This is a genomic window from Staphylococcus sp. 510 (assembly GCF_057219715.1).
On sequence record NZ_JBXVVK010000001.1, the window covers coordinates 81877 to 106795 of the forward strand.

Genomic DNA, 24919 nt, shown 5'->3' on the forward strand with positions numbered 1-24919 from the left:
TATTTATATTCTAATTATCATATGCTTATGATATATTTTTGCTATATAGAAGAATTAATTAGAATCGAAGTGAAAAAATGACCCAAGAAAATAAAAGTAAATTATTATCTATTTTAAAATTTGTGTTTGCTGCAGCTCTATTTATATTTGTAGTATTCACATTATATCGAGAATTATCAACCATTAATTTTAAAGATACATTGATGCAATTTGGCAAAATCAATCGTTTGTGGTTAGTATTATTATTTGCCGGTGGGGGAGCATCGTTATTAATTTTATCTTTATACGATATTATTCTTGTCAAATCTTTAAAATTAGATATGTCTTTAACGAAAGTTTTTAGAGTGAGTTATATTATTAATGCTTTAAATGCTATTGTCGGATTCGGTGGATTTATCGGTGCCGGGTTAAGAGCATTTGTTTATAAAAATTATACTGAAGATAATAAGAAACTCGTACATTATATATCTATTATTCTCATTTCAATGTTAACAGGCCTTAGCTTATTATCGATTTTAGTCGTTTTTCATGTTTTTAATGCATCTGACATGTTAGATCGAATTTCATGGGTTCGTTGGATTTTATATATTGTTGCTTTATTTTTACCAATATTTATTATTTACACTATTATGAAACCCGCAGATAAAAATAATCGATTTATGGGTGTTTATTGTACTTTAGTGTCATGTATAGAGTGGATGGCGGCGGCTGTAGTTCTCTATTTCTCAGCACTAATCGTGGGTATTGATATTTCATTTATGAATTTTATCGGAGTCTTTATTATTGCAGCTTTGTCAGGACTAGTAAGTTTCATTCCTGGGGGCTTTGGTGCATTTGATTTAGTCGTGTTACTCGGATTTAAATCACTTGGTATAAATGAGGAGAATATTTTATTAGCGTTATTACTTTATCGTTTCGCATATTACTTTGTACCAGTAGCTATTGCATTAGTATTATCTTCATTTGAATTTGGTAACACTGCTAAGAAATACATCGAAGGCTCTAAATATTTTGTACCTGCAAAAGATGTCACATCATTCTTAATGTCATATCAAAAGGATATTTTATCTAAAATTCCATCATTTTCATTAGCAATTTTAGTGTTTTTAACGAGTGTGATATTCTTCATTAATAATTTAACTATTATTTATGATGGATTATATGATGATAACCACTTCGTGTATTATATAACATTGTCTGTTCATACTAGTGCCTGTCTATTATTAATGTTAAATGTTAAAGGCATATTTAAACAAAGCCGACGTGCTATTATTTTTGCTATTATATCAGTTGTATTAATTTTTGCTGCAACGATATATACTTATGCTTCTTTCTTACTTTTGACATGGTTAATAGTTATTTTTGTGTTACTAATTATTGCTTATCGACGTGCCAAAGTTTTAAAACGACCATTGAGACTAAAAAACGTATTTGTAATAGTAATCATCAGTTTGATTGTACTTTATATCAATCATATTATAATCTCTAGCACGTTATATGCATTAGATGTGTATAATCTTGAAGTTGATACCACAGTTTTAAGATATTATTTCTGGATAACAATAGCTTTAATTACATTAATTGTGGCGTCAATTGCATGGTTATTTGATTATCATTATGCCAAATCAAATCAAAATAAAGATTTAACTATTTGTGAACAAATTATTCATGAACATGGTGGTAATTATTTAACACATCTTATCTATAGTGGAGATAAAGATTATTTTGTTCATGATAATGAGTCTGCCTTTTTAATGTATCGATATAAATCTAATGCGTTAGTTGTTTTAGGGGATCCAGTTGGAGATGTTTCATCCTTTGAATCTCTATTAGAAGCATTTTATGAATATGCAGAATACTATGGTTATGATATTATCTTTTATCAAGTAAGCGATCGATTCATGCCACTTTATCATAATTTTGGAAATCAATTCTTTAAATTAGGAGAAGAAGCAATTATTGATTTAACAACGTTTACGACTTCAGGTAAAAAACGTCGTGGATTTAGAGCTACTTTAAATAAGTTTGATGATTTAAATATTAAATTTGAAGTTATTGAACCACCATTTTCTAAAGAAATGATTGAAACATTACAACATGTGAGTGATCAATGGTTAGATGGCAGAAATGAAATGCATTTTTCAGTAGGTCAATTTAGTGAAGCATATTTGTCTAAAGCACCAATTGGTATTATGCGTAATGAAGAAGGGAAAATCATTGCGTTTTGTACACTCATGCCAACATACTTTAATGATGCAATTTCAGTTGATTTAATTCGTTGGTTACCTGAATTAGACTTACCGTTAATGGATGGTCTATATTTACACATGCTTTCATGGGGAAAAGAAAAGGGTTATCGTTCATTTAATATGGGGATGGCAACACTTTCTAATGTTGGTCAATTGCATTACTCATATCTTAGAGAACGACTAGCTGGTAGAGTCTTTGAACATTTTAACGGTTTATATCGTTTCCAAGGTTTAAGACGTTATAAAGAAAAATATGGTCCAAATTGGGAGCCGAGATTCTTAGTTTATAGAAAAAATGCATCTTTATGGCAATCAATGATTAAAGTGATGAGAGTTATTCGTCATAAATAAATATACAATGAAAAGCGATTGATGAAACTGAGTGGTTTCGTCAATCGCTTTTGTGTTAATCTTCAATATCAATCTATACTAGATTGAGTTTTTCTTATAATTTTCACGGTCTTGTTGTTCTTTGGCATATCTTTCTGGTTGCTTTTTATAAAAATCTTGATGATATGCTTCAGCTTTATAAAATGTTGTTGCAGGCAAAATTTTAGTAGCAATCGCTTTATCTGCATTGATTGTATCTTGCATTGCTGCGATATACGCTTCAGCTAATTTTTTCTGATGTTCGTTGGAATAAAAAATAGCTGTTTGATACTGAGACCCTCTATCTTGAAATTGACCTTCGTCATCTAGTGGATCAATGACAGAGAAAAAGATTTCTAATAATTTATTGTATGAGAATAACGCAACATCATATTCAACTTTGACAGTTTCATAGTGTCCAGTAGTGCCACTTTTAACCTGCTCATATGTAGGGTTGGCTATGTCTCCACCCATATATCCTGATGTTACTTGTTCTATACCATCAAATGTATCAAAAGGTTTTGTCATACACCAAAAGCACCCACCCGCAAAATATGCAGTATTTATATTCATTTATGACACCCTTTCATTGGACCTTAGTACCATTTATTAAAAAAATCCTTGCTTTTTGTATACTTTTTCTATAACGTTAATACATATTAATTATAGATGATAGAATTGTAATTTTAAAGGTATAAGGTAGGTAAATATGAGAGAACAGAAGGATAACAGAGAAGAAACTGAGTATAAACGACAAGCAGGTACATCAACTCCACCTTCTAGGCGACGAAAGAAAAAGAGAGTGCGCAAATTACCTTTTATTATTTTATTTATTTTAATTATTCTCATCGTTATAATTGCATACATTGCTCATGGTTATAATAGTGGTGTAAAGTATGCGGAAAAGCATGCGAAAGATATTAAAGTACATGAATTTAACGGACCAGTAAAAAATGACGGTAAAATTTCTGTATTAGTTTTAGGTGCAGATAAAGCACAGGGCGGTAAATCACGTACAGACTCAATTATGGTTGTTCAATATGACTATATTCATAAAAAAATGAAAATGATGTCAGTAATGCGTGATATTTATGCTGATATTCCTGGCTACGATAAATATAAAATTAATGCTGCATATTCATTAGGTGGCCCAGAATTATTAAGAAAAACCTTAAATAAAAACTTAGGTATTAATCCTGAATATTATGCAGTTGTTGATTTTACTGGTTTCGAAAAAATGATAGATGAGTTAGAACCTAATGGTGTTCCAATGGATGTTGAAAAAGATATGTCTGAAAATATTGGTGTATCATTGAAAAAAGGACATCATCGTTTAAATGGTAAAGAATTATTAGGTTATGCTAGATTTCGTCATGATGCAGAAGGCGATTTCGGGCGTGTACGTCGTCAACAACAGGTGATGCAAACACTTAAATCTGAATTAGTGAATTTTGGTACAGTTGCTAAGTTACCTAAAGTAGCGGGAATTCTTAGAGGATATGTTAATACAGATATGCCTGATTCTGCGATGTTTCAAACTGGAATAAGTTTCGGTGTTCGAGGCGATAAAAATGTAGATTCATTAACAGTCCCTATTAAGAACTCATATCAAGATATTACTACTAATAATGATGGTAGTGCCTTGCAAATTGATAAAGAGAAAAACAAAAAAGCAATTCAAGATTTTTTCGATGATAAAAATAATAAAAAGTAATACTCAAAGAGCCTCACATTGACGATGTCAATGTGAGGCTCTTTACATATTTATTGATCTGATTTTCTAACTCCAGCAACACCATAATGACTTTTCTTCATTTCTTCAATAACGACATGGATTGCTTCTTTATTGGCACCTGTTGTTTTTTCTACAGCTGCTGTCACTTCTGTAACTAAATCTTTAAGTTGTTCATCTGAACGACCTTCTAATAATTTAACGTTGACGATTGGCATATGTCATTCCTCCAATATTCTTATTACAACTTTAGTATAGCATGAATTATCAATAAAAATACATATTTATAAATAAGAACAAAAGTTCTTTTTACACTTGAACTAGAACACATGTTCGTATATAATGAAATTGTATTAGGGAGGGGTAATCATGTATGACTATCATTTATTAGAAGATAGAGATGTACTTTGTATTGATCAGAAGAGTTTTTTTGCGAGTGTATCTTGTATAGAGAAAGGGTTAGATCCACTAACGACAAAATTAGCAATAGTCGCAGATACTAAAAGACAGGGTTCGGTGGTGTTAGCAGCGACACCTAAACTTAAAGAATTAGGCGTCAAGACAGGATCAAGATTATTTGAAATACCGCATCGTAATGATATATATATCATTAATCCAAGTATGAGAAAATATCTTAACGTATCAGTTGCTATATCTAAGATTGCTTTGCGATATGTGCCGCCTGAAGATTTACATCAATATAGCATCGATGAATTTTTTATGGATGTGACAGATAGTTATCATAGATTTAATTCAACCGTGCAAGCATTTTGCGAAAGATTACAGAAAGAAATTCATGAAGAAACAGGTATTAGATGTACGATTGGTATAGGTTCAAACATGTTATTAAGTAAAGTGGCTATGGATATTGAAGCAAAGCATACAGCAAATGGTGTAGCTGAATGGCGTTATCAACATGTCCCTGAAAAGCTGTGGCCTATTCAACCGTTAAGAGATTTTTGGGGAATTAATAGAAAAACAGAAGCTAAATTAAATAAAAGAGGTATTTTTACAGTAGGTGATTTAGCTCAATATCCATATCAATATTTGAGAAGAGATTTTGGAATATTGGGCGTAGATATGCATCTTCATGCTAATGGCATTGATCAAAGTAAGATGAGAGAAAAATATAAAGTGAATAATCCGTCCATATGTAAAAGTCAAATTTTGATGAGAGACTACGAATTTGAAGAAGCGAAAGTGGTGATGCAAGAGTTAATTGAGGATGTAGCGAGTAGAGTTCGAACACGAAAAAAATTAGCACGCACCATACATTTTTCATTTGGATATAGTGATGAAGGTGGTGTAAATAAGCAGTATACATTAGAAGAAGGAACTAACTTAGAAAAAGATATTTTTAAAGTAGTGAATTATTTTGCCAATCAATTATGTGACAAACAAGCTTTATATCGTACATTAAGTGTGTCACTCACACAATTTATAGATGAAAACGAAAGACAAATGAACTTATTCATCGATGAATACGAGCGTAAGAGAGATGAAAAATTAGCCAAAACAATTGATCATTTACATGTGAAATACGGAAAGGGCATTGTTTCTAAAGCGATATCTTATACTGAAGCTGGTACAAAACATGGACGTTTAGGACTCATGGCAGGACATAAAATGTAGTAATGTATTCCACGATAGCGATGAGGATTTCTCAAATACTAAAAAAAAACAACCTAAGACATTACATTGAGGTGTCTCAGGTTGATAAGTGAAGTTGCTATTCTATATAAGTATCAAATTGATCTAATGCTTGAATACCACGTTCTCGATCTTCAGGGTTTTTAAAACTAATTTGTAGCGCACCATAAATATCTTCACGCACTTCTAATATTTTTAAGTTGCTTATAGAAATATTATGTAAACTTAGTATGTGAGTAACTTTGCTAATCATACCCGGTTTATCCGGAATATCGACATACAGATCATACGCAGTAGTAAGTGCACCTTGTTGTTTAGCGGGTAATTGATCGCGATAATCTTTTGCATGAGCAAAAAAGTTATAAATACCTTCTGAATTAGAAGAAGATATCATAGATGAAATTGAGGAAATTTGATCTTGTAAATCTTGTAATATATCTAGGATGAAAGTTTTATTATTTAATGTAATATCTTTCCACATTTCAGCGTTACTACTAGCAATTCGTGTGATGTCACGGAATCCACCTGCAGCTAATTGTTGTACTAAACGATGTTTTTCTACTTGATTAGCACTGAGATGAACTAAACTTGATGCGACAATATGAGGAACATGACTAACGATACCTGTAACGAAATCATGTTCATTAGCATCAGTGAAAATAAATTTCGCTAATGTAGGTTTTAGTAAATCTTTAATCTTTTCTGCTGCCTGCTTATTAGCATCTTGATTAAATACAAGAATATAGTAAGCATTTTCAAATAGATGTTTTTTAGCATTGAGTACAACAGACTTATGGCTACCAGCCATCGGGTGTCCACCAATGAGATGAATATCGTGTTTTAACAACATATTTTCAAATGCTTGAATAGTTGATTTAGTGCTTCCTGTATCTGTAACGATTAAATTGGTTTTAGTATTGAGTTGTGGTAAATGTTCTAAGTAATGAACAGTTTGTTCGACAGGTGTAGCATATATAACCATGTCAGCTTTTTTAATTGCTTGCTCATAATGAGTTGTTTTATCATCGATGATACCAATAGATAAAGCCTTATCTAATTGAGATTCATCAGCATCAAAAGCTGTAATATGAATGTCTTGATGGTAGTATTTTAAATTACTTGCTAAACTCCCACCAATCAAACCAAGTCCTACAAATAAAATATTTTGCATAAGTAATCACCTATTTCGGAATTTTCAGAATACTAATATTGTAAATGAGTAAGTTTATGGAATCAATAAGAATATGATTAGTATATAACAAATAAATAGTCTAAACTAAAGTTAAATAACATAGAAATGTGAAAGGGGATAACAATGAGCGATATTCTACAAACAATCAAAACTTTAACAGAGATTAATAGTCCATCTGGGAATGCTGAAAAAGCAATACAATATGTGAAGCAGACAGTAGAAGACATAGGATATTCTACAGAGTTGACGAATAAAGGTGCTTTGATTATTAATGTTGCGGGAGATAATCAAGAGCAGCAACGATGTATTACAGCACATGTTGATACGTTAGGTGCAATGGTAAAAGAAATTAAAGAAGATGGACGTTTGGCAATTGATTTAATAGGAGGATTTCACTTTAATGCGATTGAAGGTGAATACTGTGAAATTCAAACAGAGGCAGGCGACATATATACGGGAACGATATGTTTACATGAAACAAGTGTGCATGTATATAAAAATAATCATAAAGTACCTAGAGATATAGAGCATATGGAAATTCGAATTGATGAAAAAACAAACTCAATTCAAGATACGAAAGACTTAGGCATAGATGTAGGGGACTTTGTCAGCTTTGATCCAAGAACTGAAATTACTCAATCTGGATTTATTAAGTCACGTCACTTAGATGATAAAGCAAGCGTAGCAATGATTATAGAATTATTGAAAAAAATTAAAGAAGAAAATATTAAGCTACCACACACAACTCAATTTTATATTTCAAATAATGAAGAGATTGGCTATGGCGCAAATGCTTCATTATCAGAAAATATTGTAGATTTTATCGCATTGGACATGGGTGCATTAGGTGATGGTCAATCTTCAGATGAATATACCGTATCTATCTGTGCAAAAGATAGTTCTGGACCTTACCATAAAGGGCTTCGTTCACAACTTGTGCAACTATGTAAAATGAATGATATTCCATATAAAGTGGATATATACCCATATTATACCTCTGATACTACTACAGCACTAAGAGCAGGAGCTGATATAAGACATGGTTTATTTGGAGCAGGCATAGAGTCCTCGCATGCTTTAGAAAGAACGCATATTGAATCAATTGAAGCAACTCAAAATTTATTATATGCGTATTGTATGTCTCCAATTAACAAATAAAATAAGATTTAGCGTTGACAAAAATATTTAAGAGATGTATTATACTAAATAATTAGAATTGTTAAACAATTCGAAAGATAAAGTAGCGAATATGAACTGTAGCAAATAGAAAGCTAATGGGTAATGAAAATTAGCACATCATATTTAGTGAATTGGGCTTTCGAATATAAAATTAAATAGCATTAAAGTGAACAAGAAATATTTGTTAACTAAGGTGGCACCACGGTAACGCGTCCTTATTGATTTTACGCGTATCGTGGTGCTTTTATTTCGTACAAAATGTAGTAGTTTATAGTAAGGTAGTGTCAGAAAGTTAGTGGGTGATGAGAACTAATACCACTATAAATGAAATTGGGTTTTGTACCATAACAACTAAATATTAACAAAGAGTGAACGTACAATATTCCGAATATTAAGAATATTGCGTTAATTAAGGTGGTACCACGCGTCAGCGTCCTTTTATAGGAGGCTGATTTTTTATATTTAACAATCGAAGCATTACTTTAAACTTTAAAAATTAAGTATACCTAACAAACCAAAATCACTTTCAATAAAGTTTAAGCAAACTGAAATAATAAAGGAGTGAATTGAATTGGAACTATATTATGAAAAGTTACAGGCCAATATTACACCAGAAACATTAGCTCAACTTAAGCACAACAAAATCATATTAGAAAGCACGAGCCAAGAAAAACTAAAAGGGCGATATTCTATTGTCGTTTTTGATAGTTATGGCAAAGTCACATTAGACAATAAACAACTTCAAATTATTACTCAACAAAAGAAAGAAACTAAAACAGAAAAGCCTTATCAATACTTAAAGGAATTTGTGAATAGTTATTATGCTGACATTGAAGATCAAACACTACAAGAATTACCTTTTATTTCAGGTTTTATTGGCACTTGTAGCTTTGATTTAGTAAGACATGAATTTCCAATATTAAAGCAAATTGAGTTAGAAGATCATCCTCAACATGACGTCAAATTCTATATGATTGAAGATGTTTATGTATTTGATCACTACAAGGATGAACTTTACATCATTAGTACAAATTTATTTTCTCAAGTTAAACAAGACGTATTAATACAACGAGTCAAAGAACGTATTGAGGATCTTAAAGCAATCCAAGTATATCAACCCAAAGTTTCATTTCAAGTTCAAGATAAACAAATCGAAGCAAACGTGAGTGAACAACATTTTATGAATATAGTGAGTGATTTAAAAAAGAAAATAACAGAAGGGGATATGTTCCAAGTTGTTCCATCACGTATTTATCGATACAAACATCACTTTAATAATCAATTACAAGCATTATCGTTCCAGTTATATCAAAATCTTAAAAGGCAAAATCCGAGTCCATATATGTATTACATCAATATGGAGAAACCAATAATCATTGGCAGTTCACCTGAAAGCTTTGTTAAAGTTCAAAATGGAACAGTTGTCACAAACCCTATTGCTGGAACAATACGAAGAGGACGAACACCAGAGGAAGATCAAAACAATGCGCATCAACTCATTAACGATGAAAAAGAAAAAAGTGAGCATAGTATGCTCGTTGACTTAGGTAGAAATGATATTCATCGAATCTGTAAAACGGGCACATCACATATCAAGAAATTAATGGAAATCGAAAAATATGAACATGTCATGCACATTGTAAGTGAAGTAACAGGCGAAATTAAGAATAATATTTCACCTATGTCTGTAATCGCAAGTCTATTACCTACAGGAACTGTATCTGGTGCACCTAAATTAAGAGCTATTCAAAGAATATATGAAGTTATGCCACATAAGCGAGGCGTTTATAGCGGTGGTATTGGTTATATTAACTGTAATCATAACTTAGATTTAGCATTAGCTATAAGAACGATGATGGTAGATGAGACATATATCAATGTAGAAGCTGGCTGTGGTGTTGTGTATGATTCAGAGCCATATAAGGAATTAGAAGAAACTAAACTAAAAGCTAAAAGTTTATTGGAGGTGTCGCCATGATATTAATCGTAGATAACTATGATTCATTCACCTATAACTTAGTAGATATAGTAGCCCAATGTATATCGAATCAAAATAAAGTCAAAGTATTATATCCAGATGATGAGCAAGTTATACATCAAGATGTAGAAGGTGTCATTATTTCACCAGGGCCAGGACATCCTTTAGACAATGATTTATTACTTAAAATTATTCATCAATATAAAGATAAGCCGATTTTAGGCGTATGTTTGGGTGCTCAAGCACTCACATGTTATTACGGAGGTCGAGTGATACAAGGTAAATCCGTCATGCACGGTAAGGTAGATCAAGTCATTCTTCAAAAGCCCTCCATACTATATACCAATTTACCAAGTACATTTAATATCATGAGATATCATTCGCTCGTCAGTGATAGGAAGCAATTTCCAGACACTTTAGTCGTGACAGGAGAGACATCTGATTGCATACAATCATTTGAACATATCAATCATTTACATTTTGGTATTCAATATCATCCAGAGTCATTCGCGACGGAGTATGGAGAAGATGTAATTAAGAATTTTATTAACTTAGTAGTAAAGGATGATTAGATGGTAATTTTACAACAATTAGAACAGCAACAACATTTAAACCAACAAGATATGAAGGCGTTTATCGATTTAATGATTAATCCTCAAATTGAAAATCAAATCAAATATAAGGCTTTGAAATCATATACAGAAAAAGAAATGCAACAAACTGAATTAACATTTTTAGCTCAAAGTTTAATCAAAACGATGTATAAAGAACAACCTATTTATGAAGGCTCGATGTGTATTTGTGGAACTGGTGGTGATCGTTCGGGAAGTTTTAATATATCAACGACCGCTTCATTTGTCGTAGCTAGTGCGGGTTCATCAATCATTAAACACGGAAATAAAAGTATCACTTCAAATTCCGGTAGTACAGATTTGCTAGACCAATTAAATATTAAAACCACACCAGTTAAAGATGTGACCCAATAATTAAATCGATACCATTTAGCATTTGTAAGTGCGACAGAATCTTATCCAATTATGAAATATATTCAACCTATTAGAAAAATGATAACTAAACCAACCATATTTAATCTTGTGGGACCTTTAATTAACCCGTTCAAACTAACATATCAAACTATGGGTATCTATGATCGATCTCAATTGGCAAATGTGGCACAAACTGTAAAAGATTTAGGACGTAAAAAAGCAGTCGTAATACATGGTGCTGGTGGTATGGATGAAGCAAGTTTATCTGGTGACAATTTAATATATGAAGTCAATGCTGGCCAAGATATTCAACATTATACGATTAATGCTAAAGACTTTGGCTTAAAAAACGCAGCTAACGACACATTAAAAGGTGGCACACCAGAAGAAAACAAAGCCATTGCGGTAAATATTTTAAACGGCCAAGATCATTCGAGTAAGAGAGATGTAGTGGTGCTCAATGCGGGCATAGCTTTATACGTATCAGAAAAGGTGAATGATATTGCAACAGGTGTTCAACTTGCACAACAACTCATAGATGATGGAACAGCTATGAAACAATATTTAAGAATGGTGGAGAATTAAATGACAATATTAGACGAAATTGTATTATATAAAAAAGAATTATTATCTAGTCATTATTATCATGAAAAACTTAAAACTATAAATAAAGATACTCAATGTAATCAACCATCTAAAAAGAACACCTTGAAATCGAGTTTAGTAAATGACAAAGAATTATCTATTATTGCAGAAATTAAATCGAAAAGTCCAACTGTAAAGCAATTACCTGAACGTAATTTGACACAACAAATTAAAGATTATGAAACTTATGGAGCCAATGCCATTTCTATCTTAACGGATGAACGTTATTTTGGTGGCAGTTTCGAACGATTACAACAACTATCTAAACAAACGTCATTACCCGTATTATGTAAAGATTTTGTGATAGATGAAATTCAAATTGATGTAGCTAAAGCAGCAGGTGCATCAATCATTCTACTCATTGTTAATATTTTAACGGATGAACAACTCCATCGTTTATATCACTATGCCTGTCAATTAGATTTAGAAGTATTAGTAGAAGTTCATGATAGTCAAGAACTGCAAAGAGCTTACGAGCTTAAACCAGAAATCATAGGTGTTAATAATAGAGACTTAAAGCGATTTGTGACAGATGTAGCCCACACAAATCAGATATTAGCACATAAAAAAGATGACTTTCACTATATTTCTGAAAGTGGTATTCACAATCAATCAGATGTAGAGAAAATTGTTCACTCCGGTATCGATGGGTTACTTATTAGTGAAACATTAATGAAATGCGACGATTTAAGTCAATTTTTACCACAATTAAAGTTGAAAAAGGTGAAATCATGTATTTAAAATTTTGTGGTTTTAAAAGTAAAGAAGATGTACTTAAAGCGATTGAATTGCCTATAGATGCGATTGGGTTTATTCATTTTCCAAATAGCCGTCGCCATTGCGACATGAATCAAATTCAGCAATTAACCACACTCGTACCTAGATATATTGACCGTGTAGTAGTATTAGTCAATCCAGATCAAACACAAATTCAAAATCTTGTGACACATACAAATATCAACACAATTCAATTTCATGGCAATGAACCGATAGAAATCATGAAATGGACAAAATCACAATATCCCCATATTAAAGTTATTAAAGCATTGCCTGCACATCAAAAGTTGCAAGATCAAATAGTTTATTACAAAGAAGTTGTAGACTTTTTTATTATTGATACCCCTTCAGACCAATTTGGAGGTACGGGGCAAACCTATGATTGGCATCTATTAGATAATATCAAAGGTATATCATTTTTAATTGCAGGAGGATTAACTGATCAACATATCAAACATATTCAACATTTATCATTGCAACACAGTGGCTATGATGTAGCCTCTGGCATTGAAATCAAGCATCATAAAGATGTCAAAAAAATGAAAACAATCGTTAACATTGTGAAAGGAGAATAAACAATGAATACACATATTCAAACAGACGCAGATGACTTAGGATTTTTTGGGTCTTATGGAGGCCAATATGTCCCTGAAACATTAATGCCAGCAATCATAGAATTAAAACAAGCGTATAAAAAGGCAAAAAATGATCCGACTTTTCAAGATGAATTACAGAATTATTTAAAAGAATACGTAGGTAGAGAAACACCTTTAACTTATGCTAAAGCATATTCAGAATCTTTAGGTGGCGCAAAAATATATTTAAAAAGAGAAGACTTAAACCATACAGGAGCTCATAAAATTAATAATGCATTAGGACAAGCGTTATTGGCTAAACGTATGGGAAAACGTAAATTAGTAGCAGAAACTGGGGCAGGACAACATGGTGTAGCAAGTGCAACAGTTGCAGCATTATTTGATATGGACTTAATTGTTTTTATGGGTAAAGAGGATATCCAAAGACAACAATTAAATGTTTTTAGAATGGAACTACTCGGCGCTAAAGTAGTTTCTGTCGAGGAAGGTCAAGGTACTTTGTCAGATGCTGTAAATAAAGCACTACAATATTGGGTTAGTCATGTTGAAGATACACACTATCTTTTAGGTTCCGCTCTTGGACCTGACCCTTTCCCAACTATTGTTAGAGATTTTCAAAGTGTGATAGGTAAAGAGATTAAAACACAAATATTGAATAAAGAACAACGTTTACCTGATGCGGTTGTTGCTTGTATTGGTGGGTTTTCAAATGCAATTGGAACGTTTTATCCTTTTATCCAAGATGATGTGAAATTATATGGTGTTGAAGCAGCTGGTAAAGGTAAACTTACTGATAAACATGCATTAGCTATAGGTAAAGGAAGTCCAGGTGTGTTACATGGTGCCAAAATGTATTTAATACAAGATGAACATGGTCAAGTTCAATTGGCACACTCCATTTCAGCTGGTTTAGATTATCCTGGAATAGGACCAGAACATTCTTATTATCATGATATTGGACGCGTCACTTATACAGATGCAAGTGATGAACAGGCGATGGAAGCATTAATTCGATTTACTAAAGCTGAAGGCATTATTCCTGCTATTGAAAGTGCACATGCATTAAGCTACGTAGAGCGATTAGCACCTACTATGAATAAGGATGAAATTATAGTCGTTATCGTTTCTGGTCGTGGTGATAAAGATATGGAAACGATACGTCAATATACACAACAAAGAGGTGAGATCAATGAATAAATTATTTATACCTTATATTATGGCAAACCATCAATTGATAGAGAATATGACATTACTTTGTCAAAATGGTGCAGATATGATTGAAGTAGGTGTGCCATTTTCAGATCCAGTTGCAGATGGTCCTACAATCATGGAAGCAGGGGGAAAAGCGATTGAAGAAGGTATTAACATTGATTATATCTTTAAGGAACTTGAATTGCATCAAAATGACATCGACTGTCCGTATGTATTAATGACATATTACAATATTGTATGCCATTATGGAGAAACATTATTTTTTAAAGCATGTGAACGTGCAGGTGTGTATGGTCTTATTATTCCTGATTTACCTTTTGAACTTGGACAACAATTAAAAGAACAAGCTCATAAATATAATGTGAAATTAATATCACTCATTGCAATGACAACATCTGAAGAGCGAATGAAATTGATTGCCAAAAATGCAGAAGGTTTTATTTATACCGTAACGATGAATGCGACTACAGGTAAGGATGGCACATTCCACCCAGAATTAAAGTCTAAATTAGACACAATTAAGACATTTGCAAAAGTACCAGTCGTAGCTGGGTTTGGTATTAGAAATGTGCAACATGTGAAAGATATTTCACAAATAGCAGATGGCGTGGTCATTGGTAGTGAAATCGTTAAACGATTTGCTAATGATACTACAGAAGAAAATATCAACTATCTTAAATCTATAAGGCACGCATTAAATTAGAAAAATTAATTAAAATTTAAATAGAATGTAAACGGGAAGGATATATGTAAATTATTACACGATTTGACATTGATTTTACTTGATTAGTATAAAATTGTGTTGTTATAAGGGAAGTCATTGGCATTAGATTTGCAAATGCATTAAAATAATAGGTGATAATACGATAATAGTATGAGTTGATAAAAGTTCGGCTCATACTATTATTACGTATATTCAATTTAAGTTGTATGACTAAGTATTTGATGAGTCATTGCATTTAACTAATTAAAGTCATGAAAAATAAAAAACAACTTAGATTGTTACAATTAGTTTGATAATATCAATGTTGTTACGTACAGTTTCAGTGTAAATAATAATGATAAATAGTAACAACGCTTGAATTAAGCATGGTATGAACTCAATTCGAATTCTAAAATAGAGAGAAAAAATAGAGATAAATACAATAGGAGTTATGATTATGAAGTTTACAAACTTAACCGCTAAAGAATTTGGCGATTTTACAGACCAAATGCCATATACTCATTTTACGCAAATGGTAGGTAACTATGAATTAAAACTAGCTGAAGGGACAGAGTCACATCTTGTTGGAATTAAAAATAACGACAATGAAGTGATTGCAGCTTGCTTATTAACTGCAGTACCAGTGATGAAATTTTTTAAATATTTCTATACTAATAGAGGACCAGTCATTGATTATGATAACAAAGAATTAGTTCATTTCTTCTTTAATGAATTAAGTAAATATGTAAAAAAACATCATTGTTTATATTTAAGAGTCGATCCATATCTTCCATATCAATATCGCAATCATGATGGAGAGATTACTGAAAATGCTGGAAATGATTGGATATTTGATAAATTGTCAACATTAGGTTTTAAACATGAAGGTTTCCACAATGGTTTCGATCCAATACTACAAGTAAGATACCATTCAGTATTGAATCTAAAAGATAAAACGGCCAAAGATGTTTTAAACGATATGGATAATTTACGTAAACGTAATACTAAAAAAGTACAAAAAAATGGTGTGAAAGTTAAATTCTTATCAGAAGATGAGTTACCTATTTTTAGATCATTCATGGAAGATACTTCAGAGTCAAAAGAATTCTTAGATAGAGATGATAGTTATTATTATGATCGATATAAGCACTTTAAGGATCGTGTCTTAGTGCCTTTAGCATATATTTATTTTGATGAATATCTTGAAGAACTAAACAATGAAAAAGCAACGTTAACTAAAGATTTAAACAAAGCGCTGAAAGATATTGAAAAGCGTCCTGAAAATAAGAAATCACATAATAAGAAAGCGAATCTAGAACAACAATTAGCAGCTAATCAACAAAAAATAGATGAAGCACAACAACTCCAAGCCGAACATGGCAATGAATTACCCATTTCAGCTGGTTATTTCTTCATCAATCCATTTGAAGTTGTTTATTATGCAGGTGGTACTTCAAATAAATATCGCCACTTTGCAGGTAGTTATGCAGTGCAGTGGACGATGATTAATTATGCATTAGACCATGGTATTGATCGCTATAATTTCTATGGCATTAGTGGAGATTTCTCAGAAGATGCAGAAGACGCAGGCGTAATTAAATTCAAAAAAGGGTATAATGCTGATGTTATAGAATATGTAGGAGATTTCATTAAACCAATTAATAAACCTATGTACACTGTTTATACGACATTAAAAAAATTACTTAAAAAATAAGCATAAATAATAAATTTTTATTAGGAAGGGAATTATCTAATTATGAAATTTACAGAGTTGACAGTTAAAGAATTTGAGAACTTTGTACAAAATCCATCATTAGAAAGTCATTATTTTCAGGTAAAAGAAAATATAGCTACTCGTGAAACGGATGGTTTTCAGGTTGTATTATTAGGTATTAAAGATGAAAACAATAAGGTCATTGCAGCAAGTCTATTTTCAAAAATTCCAACTATGGGTAGTTATGTGTATTACTCAAATCGTGGTCCAGTCATGGATTACTCTGACTTAGGGTTAGTTGATTTTTATTTGAGAGAATTAGATAAATATTTACATCAACATCAATGTTTATATGTCAAAATGGATCCATATTGGATTTATCAAATTTATGATAAAGATATTAAACCACTTGATAATCATGAGAAAAACGATGCACTTGTTAATTTATTTAAATCTCACGGTTATGAACATCATGGTTTCACAACATCTTATGATAGCTTCAGTCAAGTAAGATGGATGGGTGTTTTAAACTTAGAGGGCAAAACACCTGCTTCATTGAAGAAAGAATTCGATAGTCAACGTAAAAGAAATATTAATAAAGCGATAAACTACGGAGTGAAAGTGAGATTTCTAAGTAGGGATGAATTTGATCTTTTCTTAGAACTATATCGTGAAACTGAAGAAAGAACAGGATTTGCTTCAAAAACCGATCAATATTTCTATAATTTCATTGATCATTTCGGTGATAAGGTCTTAGTACCTTTAGCATATATTGATTTAGATGAATACATTGAGTCATTACAGCATTCATTAAATGATAAAGAAAACCGTCGTGATCAAATGATGGCTAAAGAAAACAAAAGTGATAAGCAATTGAAGAAAATAAGTGAATTAGACAAGCAAATTGAGCATGATAAAAAAGAAATGCTACAAGCTAGTGAAATCCGTCAAACTGATGGCTCAGTATTGAATCTTGCTTCTGGTGTTTACTTTGCAAATGCTTATGAAGTCAACTACTTCTCAGGTGGTTCATCAGAAAAATTCAATCAATACATGGGACCATACATGATGCATTGGTTCATGATTAATTATTGCTTCGATAATGGTTATGATCGTTACAATTTCTATGGATTATCTGGTGATTTTACTGAAAATAGTGAGGACTATGGTGTTTATCGCTTTAAACGTGGATTTAATGTTCAAATTGAAGAGTTAATAGGAGATTTTTATAAGCCAATTAACAAAGTTAAATATTGGTTATTCACTACATTAGACCGTATTCGTAGAAAAGTCAAAAAGTAATAAACATAGCAATTATATTGATATGACTAGGTTGAGATAAATGTCTCAGCCTTTTTTATGTCTTTTTTTATAAAGTGAAATTCTACAAATAATTTATATAAAAATCTAATTTAAAATCATATTGCACCCTACTAAAATTATCATAGCATAACCAAAAGCCTTAACAATGATAGTCATAGAGAATTTTCTAATAAATAACTTATAAAATGCTTATTGTATTTATTTTGAGTACTTAAAATAAGTCATAAAGTAAAAATGATTTACTGGGTATCAAATAGCAACTATATTCTAATCAAATGGTTGATGATTGGATAATTTGAAAAAACTCATAAATAATACAAATAAACGTTTACACATGTTATAGATTTAATATGTATAACATGTTAAACAATATATTGATGCTGTGAGAGTGTCTCAGTTGCATCGAGAGTTACTTTGATGGATAACTGGTCATTAGATGTAAATACATTGCTAATATAACATTAAGTATTTCAAAGACTAAGTTAAGAATTATATTGGATTTAAGGTTAAATATACTGATCATTTAACGTATCGTTTAACGTATCGTTAGATTGACATATGAGTTTAAGGAAATGAACATTTAAGAATACAAGTCTTAGTAACGAATGATTATATCAATCAAAATGTGAACGGATTCGTTTTAATTAGTTATAACTGTTTATAAGACATGAATAATAGACCTATATTGATTTTTAGATTTTAGTTTACATAATATATATTATAGGAAGTTATAGATATCCGATATAGGGGACCCTATTCTTCATTATATATTTGCTATGTTATAATTTATCCATATTTTTAATATTAACATTTAGGAGTTTTGTTTATGAATTTTGTTTTTGATATTGACGGTACCATTTCATTTGATGGTTACCACGTTGATCAACGTATTGAAGAACGCATTTTTAAATTACAGCAACTCGGACATCAAGTCATATTTGCAACTGCACGTCCAATTAGAGATTTGCTACCAGTTATACCAGAATTTAAAGATTTTACACTTATTGGTGGTAATGGCTCAATCATTTCTCAAAATGGACAGATTGAAGTGATTAAATCTATTACACAGGATGATTTGCAATTAATTAAAGATATTATTCATGCATATCAATTAAAGTATATATTAGATGATAAATATAATTATTCAACTAACTTAGATGCAACGTATGAATTATTTCAACGCATTGATCCTAACCATACAGCAAAGGCTTTAGATATGAATGACATTGTTCAACCTATTAAAGCAATCATATTAGATATTCGACAAGATGATTTTGAAGAAATTGCTACTATATTAGCTGAAAAATCTCATTCCTTAGAGCTAATACAACATTTAAATGAAAGTTATATTGATATTACAGCTCAAGGTATTGATAAACATACTACAATTCAAAAAATCCTTGGAGCTACAACCGATTATATCGCATTTGGAAATGATCATAACGATATTCAAATGCTAGAACATGCATCTCATGGCTATTTTGTAACGAATTTACATATGGATCATACGACGTTTATTAATAATCCGCAAATTACTTTAGTCGACGACACTAATGAAGCAATATGTAACGAATTGGATAAATGGTAAATAAAAAGTAATAACATTAATTGATAATGATTCTCAATTTCATTTAAAATAATGATAAGGAGGATCATTATGAAAAATACATATATACTACTTATCATTTTACTCATTAGTATTGCGCTAACTGCATGTAGTCAAACGTCAGATCAATCTAATCAAAATTCAAAGGACACTGTAAGTATTAAAAATACTTATGAGTTTAAAGATAAAAATAATACCCACTCACGTGGTGTAAAGAAATCAGAAACTGTTAAGGTCCCAAAAAATCCTGAAAGAGTGGCTGTCTTAGATTATGGTGCATTAGACATCATGCAACAAATGGGATTACAAAGTCATGTAAAAGCAGTTGCTAAAGATCAAGGGAATGCATTTCTCCCCCACGCTTTAAATGAATTTAAAAGTGATCAATATATTAATTTAGGCAATCCAGGACGTCCTAAATACGATAATTTAGCAAAATCTAAACCAGATTTAATCTTAGCCTCTTTTAGGCAAGCTCATACAAAAACACTCGATGAAATGAAAAAAGCTGCGCCCGATGCTCAAATTTTATTTGTCAGTCCTAATAATGATAGTTACATTTCTTCTATAGAGACAACAACCCAACATTTAGGTAAAATCTTCGATAAAAAAGATAAAGCCAACACACTTAATCGAGAATTAAAAGAAAAAGTAAATGAGACAAAACGTATGATTAATAAGGACAAAGTATTGCTACTAGTTGTAGATGATAAAGGTATGAAAGCCTTTGGACAAACTGGTCGATTTGGTGGTTTCTTGAATAAAGATTTAGGTATACAACATGCGGACAATAACATGAAAGCTAATTCTGCAGGAAATCAAATCAGTTATGAGTATTTAAATAAAATCAATCCAGACAAACTATTTGTGATTAATCGAACAAAAGATGGCAATGATCAGCATTTACCTAAAGAACTAAATAATAAGGTCATTAAAAATATAAAAGCAATCAAAAATCATAACGTATATCAATTTGAAACTAATGCTTGGTATTTTGGTGAAGGTGGTCATCAACTTACAATAGATCAACTTGAACATATTCAAGACGCCTTTGAAAATAAAAAATAATTGATTCATAAATTCAATATAAAGAAGCCCAAAGTTACTTTGAATAAAAGTTTTCTTTGGGCTTCTTTGGTATAGTTTTATCACATAATTTAATTTGATTCATATAAAGCTACAAGTTGTTTGGTATAGGGATGCCTTTGATGACTAAACAGTTGATCGGTATTAAAATCATCAACGATCGCCCCATCTTTTAATACAATTATACGATGACAAATACGTTGTATTACAGATAGATCATGTGAAATTATGATTAAGGTATATGGGTGTTTACGATAGTTTTCAGTTAGGATATCTAACATATGTTGTTCTGCGATAACGTCTAGGTTTGAAGTAATTTCATCACATATTAATACTTTTGGTTTAACTAATAATGTTCGTAGCAAATTAAATCTTTGCAATTGCCCCCCACTTAATTCATATGGATACTTGCTAAGTAATGATAATGGCAAGTTAAATGATGACGTCGTATCTTGAATGATTTGGTCAATATGTTGATATTGAGTAGATTGTTTTTTGTAATACAAGAGCGGCTCTGCTAATGATTGTTGAATGGTTAACTTAGGATTGAAACTTTCAGACGCATGTTGGAATACGGGTAAAATATCATGTGTATCGACACGAATGGAACCAGTTGTTGGTTTTAATTCATGTAATAAAAGTGAACTAAGTGTACTTTTACCTGATCCACTTTCACCTAAAATACCAACTATTTCATTATCATCGATTGTTAAATTGATATGGTTTAATACGGATTGTTGTTTATGATAATGGAATGAGATATTGTCTAATTTAATCATGATATCCCCTCTTTATATGACTTCTAAAATGAAATAACCGTTGAGCGTACGGTGTCGATTGTTTACTTTCAAAATAAGAACGATTACCTCTATCAACAATTTGTCCATTTTGAATAACATCAATTTGATCTGCATATTTAAGAACATGACTCATATTATGTGTAACGATTAATAAAGTTTGATGATGGTCTCTAACAATATGTTCTAGTAAATCCATTATTTGTAGGCCATTTACCATATCTAATGATGCTACTGGTTCATCTGCAATGATAAGTTTAGGATCAAGCATAAGTACACTCGCAATATAAACGCGTTCTAGTTGGCCACCTGATAATTGAAAACTATAGCGTGTTAATATCTCTTCACTTGGTAAATTGACCCATGTGAGTGCTTCTTTTACTTTAGTATTAGCAATCTGTTTAGATACATCATAATGTGTACGATAAATTGATATGAGTTGTTTACCTAACTTGGTATGGTCATTAAAACTTTGTGTATAGTTTTGAGAAATATAGCCAATATCTTTTCCTAACTTATCATTTAAATGTGTCACAGCATGCCCATTAAACAAGAAATAGTCATATTCGATTTGAAAATCTTTAGGTAATTGATTCAATATAAAACGCATAGTTACGGTTTTACCCGCCCCACTTTCACCAATGATTACATTGATTTGTTGTTTCTTAATGGATAAATCAACACGATTTAAAAGTGGTTGACCGTTTGAATCGTTGATGGTGAGTCCTTTAATTTCTATGATATTCATTTTAGTCACCTCTTCCTTTTAATAGTCGATCACGTAGTGCATCACCTGTTAAGTTAAAGATTAATATTGTCATAGCGATAACAGTCGCTGGTGAAATGATCATAATCGGATGAGAGGTTATAAAATCACGACCTGCTTGCAACATTGCCTCCCATTCTGGTGATGGCGGCTGTGCCCCCAATCCTAAAAATGATAAAGAGCTAATGTATAATACGATCTTGCCGAAATCCACAATGATTAATACAAGAATGGATGGTAATACTTTTGGTAATAAATGCTTAAATAAAATCGTTAATGTAGGTACTTTGAAAAGTTGTGTCATACGAATATATGATTGATGCATTTCTGTATTCACAATTCCTCTTGTCACCCGTGTGTAATTCATCCACTTAATTATGGTGATAGCAATAACTAGATTCCAAATACTTGGACGGAAGAAACTTGCGAGTGCAATCATGATGACAAATTCTGGAATACTTAAACCGATATCAATCATACGCATGATGATCATATCTATCCAGCCTTTTTTATAGCCGGACAGTAGTCCTAGAGGTACACCAATAATGACAGTAAATACTAAAGTAAGCACCGTGATAAATAACGTAGAACGTGCACCTACTACGAGACGAGTGAATAAATCCCTACCGTAATCATCTGTACCTAATAAATGTTGTGTACTCATAGGTTCAAATGTTTGAGATAAATGCACTTTTAAAGCAGCATCGTCATGAACAAAAAATTGCATCATAACAATGATTAAAACATATATGAAAAATACATAAAATATCCAATTCGAACGATTGATTTTAAATTTCATGATGTGTCGCCTCCTTATCATTATATGATTGAGACGATTTTAACCATGAGTGTTGTGTTAATCGTTGTTTAGGGTCTAAACATATACTTAGTACATCAGCACATGTATTAATCAAAATGACTAATATACCTATAAATAAGACGATACCTTGTATGACTGGGTAATCTCTTGAGCGAATACTATCAACTAAAAACGCGCCTAAACCAGGTATTTCAAATAAATTTTCAATAACGACTGTGCCACCTATTAAACTACCTACAGAAAGACCAATGAGTGGTATAGTTGGCAGTAAAGCTGGCTTGAGAAGGTCATGTAATAAAATATACTTTTCTGGCATTCCTCTTAGTCGTGAAGCTTGGACGATAGGACTTTGATATAAATCCAACAAATTAGATCTAATTAATCTAATGAGATAGGCGCACATACCGACACTCATAGTTAGGATAGGTAGAATGTATGATATCCATTGGCCATCACTTGCTGGAGGAAGTAAGTTTAATTTTAAATCAAATATATATAATAGTAGTATACCTATGAAAAATGCAGGCAAACTAACAGATAAAGAGGTGAAAATTCTAATCATGCGATCAATAGAACGATGATAATTGATTGCTGCAAGTATACCCAATGGCACTGAAATGATGATTGACATCATTAATGTCCCCAAGGTAATGATTAATGTAGGAGGCGCATATGTTGCAATCTCTTGACTAACAGGCTCGTTGGTTTGGTAACTTACCCCTAAATCTAAATGTAATATTTGAATTATCCAATGCCACCATTGTACCAATAATGATTCATTTAGGCCTAATTTATCTTCGGTCGCTTTGATTTGAGCATTGGAAACTTGTGCAGTGTCTAAATGTAAAATTTTGTCTACTGGATTACCGGGAGATAATTTCATTAGAATAAAAGTAATTGTAGATAAGATAAACAATACTACAATCATTTGAAGACACTTTGAAGTGATTATTTTAATTATATTCATATGTATCTCTCCATTAGTTGTCTATGATATTTAAGGTATAAGTGAAAACTTAAATTGTAAAACCCAACTCTGTCAAATTATTTCAGAATTGGGCCTATAATCGTTATATATTAACGGCGACGAAATTGGTTAACATCTTGTTCGTGTTCAAATTGTTCATATCGACGCATATCTTTTTCGAGTTGCTTTTTCTTTCTTTCACGTCTCCAATTACGTGTGAAATACCATAATAGGAAACTGATAATTAAGCTCACAATCGCCATAAAAGCAGCATAACCTAGTAATGGTTGATATGTAATATCTTGGAAATTAGGAATTAAGAACGCTAATACACCTAATACTACAAAAGAAATAACTGCTGCAATAAACCATCTATGTAAGACTAAAGTGCAGAAAACAGTTAAAATGATAACTGCTAATATAGAAATCCATAGAAAATTCAGCATATCAAAAATAGTCATAAATGGATTCTCCTTATTTTAAATAATAATAACATTATTATACTATTTAATTTACTTTAACTAAACCTACTATAGTAGTATTTCTAAATGATTAATAACCGACTTAATTGC

Annotated in this window: 22 protein-coding genes and 1 pseudogene; 15 read left to right on the plus strand and 8 right to left on the minus strand. The window is 31.4% G+C overall.

What is annotated here, in order from left to right; all coding sequences use genetic code 11:
- The first annotated feature begins 77 nt into the window (after nt 1-77).
- On the plus strand, nt 78-2600 hold the full coding sequence (mprF, locus tag AC2D8K_RS00395) for a bifunctional lysylphosphatidylglycerol flippase/synthetase MprF (protein WP_002451322.1): 2523 nt from the start codon (nt 78-80) through the stop codon (nt 2598-2600).
- Nucleotides 2601-2678: 78 nt separating this feature from the next.
- On the opposite strand, the gene msrA is transcribed toward mprF, so the two are convergent.
- Nucleotides 2679-3191 (minus strand): peptide-methionine (S)-S-oxide reductase MsrA, encoded by a 513-nt coding sequence (msrA, locus tag AC2D8K_RS00400; protein ID WP_002451323.1) that lies wholly within the window; start codon nt 3189-3191, stop codon nt 2679-2681.
- A gap of 136 nt (nt 3192-3327) precedes the next feature.
- On the opposite strand from msrA, the gene AC2D8K_RS00405 reads away from it, so the two are divergent.
- Nucleotides 3328-4332 carry an LCP family protein gene (locus AC2D8K_RS00405; RefSeq protein ID WP_023375268.1) on the plus strand — a complete coding sequence of 335 codons (1005 nt, stop codon included), beginning with the start codon at nt 3328-3330 and terminating at the stop codon, nt 4330-4332.
- A gap of 50 nt (nt 4333-4382) precedes the next feature.
- Here the strand turns inward: AC2D8K_RS00405 and AC2D8K_RS00410 are convergent, their stop codons facing one another.
- A complete protein-coding gene (locus tag AC2D8K_RS00410; RefSeq protein WP_002451325.1) occupies nt 4383-4568 on the minus strand; it encodes a 2-hydroxymuconate tautomerase in 186 nt (61 codons plus the stop codon).
- A gap of 151 nt (nt 4569-4719) precedes the next feature.
- Here AC2D8K_RS00410 and AC2D8K_RS00415 point away from each other — a divergent pair, with 151 nt between their 5' ends.
- A complete protein-coding gene (locus AC2D8K_RS00415) occupies nt 4720-5982 on the plus strand; it encodes a Y-family DNA polymerase (protein ID WP_002451326.1) in 1263 nt (420 codons plus the stop codon).
- 97 nt (nt 5983-6079) lie between these two features.
- On the opposite strand, the gene AC2D8K_RS00420 is transcribed toward AC2D8K_RS00415, so the two are convergent.
- On the minus strand, nt 6080-7171 hold the full coding sequence (locus AC2D8K_RS00420; protein WP_484697791.1) for a prephenate dehydrogenase: 1092 nt from the start codon (nt 7169-7171) through the stop codon (nt 6080-6082).
- Nucleotides 7172-7315: 144 nt separating this feature from the next.
- Between AC2D8K_RS00420 and AC2D8K_RS00425 the strand changes: the two genes are divergently transcribed.
- The 12 genes and pseudogenes from AC2D8K_RS00425 to AC2D8K_RS00480 all read left to right on the plus strand — a co-directional run bounded on the left by AC2D8K_RS00425 (nt 7316) and on the right by AC2D8K_RS00480 (nt 20979).
- A complete protein-coding gene (locus AC2D8K_RS00425) occupies nt 7316-8350 on the plus strand; it encodes a M42 family metallopeptidase (RefSeq protein WP_484697793.1) in 1035 nt (344 codons plus the stop codon).
- A 592-nt stretch (nt 8351-8942) separates the two neighbouring features.
- Nucleotides 8943-10349: an anthranilate synthase component I gene (locus AC2D8K_RS00430; protein ID WP_124228326.1), complete on the plus strand. Its 1407-nt coding sequence runs from the start codon at nt 8943-8945 to the stop codon at nt 10347-10349.
- Nucleotides 10346-10921, plus strand: coding sequence for an anthranilate synthase component II (locus AC2D8K_RS00435; protein WP_002451330.1), 576 nt, complete (start codon nt 10346-10348; stop codon nt 10919-10921). The genes AC2D8K_RS00430 and AC2D8K_RS00435 overlap by 4 nt, the downstream gene beginning before the upstream one ends.
- Nucleotides 10922-11920, plus strand: a pseudogene (gene trpD, locus AC2D8K_RS00440) (anthranilate phosphoribosyltransferase).
- A complete protein-coding gene (trpC, locus tag AC2D8K_RS00445; RefSeq protein WP_484697796.1) occupies nt 11921-12721 on the plus strand; it encodes an indole-3-glycerol phosphate synthase TrpC in 801 nt (266 codons plus the stop codon).
- A complete protein-coding gene (locus tag AC2D8K_RS00450) occupies nt 12712-13332 on the plus strand; it encodes a phosphoribosylanthranilate isomerase (RefSeq protein WP_002451334.1) in 621 nt (206 codons plus the stop codon). Before trpC ends, AC2D8K_RS00450 begins: the two co-directional genes overlap by 10 nt.
- A 3-nt stretch (nt 13333-13335) precedes the next feature.
- Nucleotides 13336-14550 carry a tryptophan synthase subunit beta gene (trpB, locus tag AC2D8K_RS00455; protein ID WP_484697797.1) on the plus strand — a complete coding sequence of 405 codons (1215 nt, stop codon included), beginning with the start codon at nt 13336-13338 and terminating at the stop codon, nt 14548-14550.
- Nucleotides 14543-15268 carry a tryptophan synthase subunit alpha gene (gene trpA, locus AC2D8K_RS00460; RefSeq protein ID WP_002451336.1) on the plus strand — a complete coding sequence of 242 codons (726 nt, stop codon included), beginning with the start codon at nt 14543-14545 and terminating at the stop codon, nt 15266-15268. The genes trpB and trpA overlap by 8 nt, the downstream gene beginning before the upstream one ends.
- 457 nt (nt 15269-15725) lie before the next feature.
- Entirely contained in the window at nt 15726-16982 is a 1257-nt protein-coding gene (locus AC2D8K_RS00465; RefSeq protein ID WP_002451337.1) for an aminoacyltransferase, read from the plus strand.
- 42 nt (nt 16983-17024) lie between these two features.
- On the plus strand, nt 17025-18284 hold the full coding sequence (locus AC2D8K_RS00470; RefSeq protein WP_002451338.1) for an aminoacyltransferase: 1260 nt from the start codon (nt 17025-17027) through the stop codon (nt 18282-18284).
- Between the two features lie 847 nt (nt 18285-19131).
- A complete protein-coding gene (locus tag AC2D8K_RS00475; protein ID WP_002451339.1) occupies nt 19132-19893 on the plus strand; it encodes an HAD-IIB family hydrolase in 762 nt (253 codons plus the stop codon).
- A 69-nt stretch (nt 19894-19962) separates the two neighbouring features.
- The gene (locus tag AC2D8K_RS00480) at nt 19963-20979 is read left to right on the plus strand and encodes an ABC transporter substrate-binding protein (RefSeq protein ID WP_002451340.1); all 1017 of its coding nucleotides are present in this window, start codon (nt 19963-19965) and stop codon (nt 20977-20979) included.
- A gap of 89 nt (nt 20980-21068) precedes the next feature.
- On the opposite strand, the gene AC2D8K_RS00485 is transcribed toward AC2D8K_RS00480, so the two are convergent.
- The 5 genes from AC2D8K_RS00485 to AC2D8K_RS00505 form a co-directional block, all read right to left on the minus strand.
- Nucleotides 21069-21776: an ABC transporter ATP-binding protein gene (locus tag AC2D8K_RS00485; RefSeq protein WP_107532805.1), complete on the minus strand. Its 708-nt coding sequence runs from the start codon at nt 21774-21776 to the stop codon at nt 21069-21071.
- The gene (locus AC2D8K_RS00490) at nt 21769-22542 is read right to left on the minus strand and encodes an ATP-binding cassette domain-containing protein (RefSeq protein ID WP_484697800.1); all 774 of its coding nucleotides are present in this window, start codon (nt 22540-22542) and stop codon (nt 21769-21771) included. Before AC2D8K_RS00490 ends, AC2D8K_RS00485 begins: the two co-directional genes overlap by 8 nt.
- Nucleotide 22543: 1 nt before the next feature.
- The gene (gene nikC, locus AC2D8K_RS00495) at nt 22544-23359 is read right to left on the minus strand and encodes a nickel transporter permease (RefSeq protein ID WP_484697801.1); all 816 of its coding nucleotides are present in this window, start codon (nt 23357-23359) and stop codon (nt 22544-22546) included.
- Nucleotides 23349-24347, minus strand: a complete 999-nt coding sequence (gene nikB / locus AC2D8K_RS00500; RefSeq protein ID WP_002451344.1) for a nickel ABC transporter permease — start codon at nt 24345-24347, stop codon at nt 23349-23351. Before nikB ends, nikC begins: the two co-directional genes overlap by 11 nt.
- A gap of 110 nt (nt 24348-24457) precedes the next feature.
- Entirely contained in the window at nt 24458-24808 is a 351-nt protein-coding gene (locus tag AC2D8K_RS00505) for a hypothetical protein (protein WP_002451345.1), read from the minus strand.
- Nucleotides 24809-24919: the final 111 nt, after the last annotated feature.

Coding starts and splice junctions, on each gene's coding strand:
- trpA (WP_002451336.1), top strand. CDS start 14,543: ATGAATAAATTATTTATACCTTATATTATGGCAAACCATCAATTGATA.
- trpB (WP_484697797.1), top strand. CDS start 13,336: ATGAATACACATATTCAAACAGACGCAGATGACTTAGGATTTTTTGGG.
- AC2D8K_RS00475 (WP_002451339.1), top strand. CDS start 19,132: ATGAATTTTGTTTTTGATATTGACGGTACCATTTCATTTGATGGTTAC.
- AC2D8K_RS00415 (WP_002451326.1), top strand. CDS start 4,720: ATGTATGACTATCATTTATTAGAAGATAGAGATGTACTTTGTATTGAT.
- AC2D8K_RS00505 (WP_002451345.1), bottom strand. CDS start 24,808: ATGACTATTTTTGATATGCTGAATTTTCTATGGATTTCTATATTAGCA.
- AC2D8K_RS00420 (WP_484697791.1), bottom strand. CDS start 7,171: ATGCAAAATATTTTATTTGTAGGACTTGGTTTGATTGGTGGGAGTTTA.
- AC2D8K_RS00480 (WP_002451340.1), top strand. CDS start 19,963: ATGAAAAATACATATATACTACTTATCATTTTACTCATTAGTATTGCG.
- AC2D8K_RS00410 (WP_002451325.1), bottom strand. CDS start 4,568: ATGCCAATCGTCAACGTTAAATTATTAGAAGGTCGTTCAGATGAACAA.
- AC2D8K_RS00485 (WP_107532805.1), bottom strand. CDS start 21,776: ATGATTAAATTAGACAATATCTCATTCCATTATCATAAACAACAATCC.
- AC2D8K_RS00465 (WP_002451337.1), top strand. CDS start 15,726: ATGAAGTTTACAAACTTAACCGCTAAAGAATTTGGCGATTTTACAGAC.
- mprF (WP_002451322.1), top strand. CDS start 78: ATGACCCAAGAAAATAAAAGTAAATTATTATCTATTTTAAAATTTGTG.
- AC2D8K_RS00470 (WP_002451338.1), top strand. CDS start 17,025: ATGAAATTTACAGAGTTGACAGTTAAAGAATTTGAGAACTTTGTACAA.
- AC2D8K_RS00405 (WP_023375268.1), top strand. CDS start 3,328: ATGAGAGAACAGAAGGATAACAGAGAAGAAACTGAGTATAAACGACAA.
- msrA (WP_002451323.1), bottom strand. CDS start 3,191: ATGAATATAAATACTGCATATTTTGCGGGTGGGTGCTTTTGGTGTATG.
- nikB (WP_002451344.1), bottom strand. CDS start 24,347: ATGAATATAATTAAAATAATCACTTCAAAGTGTCTTCAAATGATTGTA.
- nikC (WP_484697801.1), bottom strand. CDS start 23,359: ATGAAATTTAAAATCAATCGTTCGAATTGGATATTTTATGTATTTTTC.
- trpC (WP_484697796.1), top strand. CDS start 11,921: ATGACAATATTAGACGAAATTGTATTATATAAAAAAGAATTATTATCT.
- AC2D8K_RS00450 (WP_002451334.1), top strand. CDS start 12,712: ATGTATTTAAAATTTTGTGGTTTTAAAAGTAAAGAAGATGTACTTAAA.
- AC2D8K_RS00435 (WP_002451330.1), top strand. CDS start 10,346: ATGATATTAATCGTAGATAACTATGATTCATTCACCTATAACTTAGTA.
- AC2D8K_RS00490 (WP_484697800.1), bottom strand. CDS start 22,542: ATGAATATCATAGAAATTAAAGGACTCACCATCAACGATTCAAACGGT.
- AC2D8K_RS00425 (WP_484697793.1), top strand. CDS start 7,316: ATGAGCGATATTCTACAAACAATCAAAACTTTAACAGAGATTAATAGT.